The 1,038-nt window shown below is 38.9% G+C and carries 2 protein-coding genes; both read left to right on the top strand.

The window, feature by feature from the left end:
* On the top strand, nt 1–522 hold a 522-nt coding region (gene istB / locus H5201_RS22440), incomplete at its 5' end, for an IS21-like element helper ATPase IstB (RefSeq protein WP_182785447.1).
* A 45-nt stretch (nt 523–567) separates the two neighbouring features.
* Nucleotides 568–1,038 (top strand): phage integrase N-terminal SAM-like domain-containing protein (locus H5201_RS22435; RefSeq protein WP_182785446.1); only part of this gene is annotated, 471 nt, incomplete at its 3' end.

Genomic DNA, 1,038 nt, shown 5'->3' with positions numbered 1-1,038 from the left:
ACACGTAATATAGAAAAAGCACAGATACGTAACTTAAGCCAAAATAGCTGGCTAAACTTACATCAAAATATCTTAATCACTGGGGCAACAGGCTGTGGAAAAACATACCTTGCGTGTGCCTTAGGACATGAGCACTGCCTACAAGGAAAAAGTGTTTACTATATTCGATTAAAAGAACTACTCGAAAGCCTGTTTCTAGCACAAGCAGATGGTAGTTACCGGAAATTACTGGCGAAGTTAATAAAGTATGATCTACTGATCTTAGACGACTGGGGGCTTGAACCACTGAGTGCACAGCAACGAGGTGACTTACTCGAATTAATCGATGCGCGGTATGGGTATAAATCACACATAATTATAAGCCAGCTACCACAGGAAAACTGGCATGAAATGATAGGAGAATCAACCCATGCTGACGCCATTTTAGATAGGCTAATTCATGGTTCGATTAAGTTGAACTTAAAAGGAGAATCGATACGAAAACAGTTAAATAAATTGACTGATGATGATCAGTTAAGCTAATTTAAAAACGGCTCTACAAAATGATAAATCAAGTGATCAAAGCTGATGAGAATCGGTGATCAAAGTCATGAGAATACGCACATTGAACAAGTCAAAACTGAAATAGCCTATCGAGGTTATTCGCAAAGTACATGTAAAAGCTACTGTGAACATTTACTTAAACTCAGTCACTATTTTAATAAACCGCTTGACTCGATTACGGATGACGAGCTTAACGCCTTTTTTAACGATCCCGCGATTCGTAAACTTTCTAGAGCAAGTCAGAAAATACAAATAAACAGTATTTGGTTCTTGTTTAAGAATATTTTACATCGGCCATTGAACTTAGATATTGCACTGCCAAAAGCGAAGTCGCGCGCACCTACCTATTTATCACGTGATGATATGCGGGGGCTGATAGAAAGCTGTACGGATGATATGCGACTAAAAACGTTAATAGTGGTTTGCTATGGGTGCGGTTTACGTATTGGCGAATTGTTACGTATCAAAGTGCAAGACATCGATGGCCAGCGTAAA

The sequence above is a fragment of the Pseudoalteromonas sp. SG43-6 genome (assembly GCF_014164365.1).
GTDB lineage: Bacteria > Pseudomonadota > Gammaproteobacteria > Enterobacterales > Alteromonadaceae > Pseudoalteromonas > Pseudoalteromonas rhizosphaerae.
This window is presented reverse-complemented; position numbering and strand designations above follow the sequence as displayed.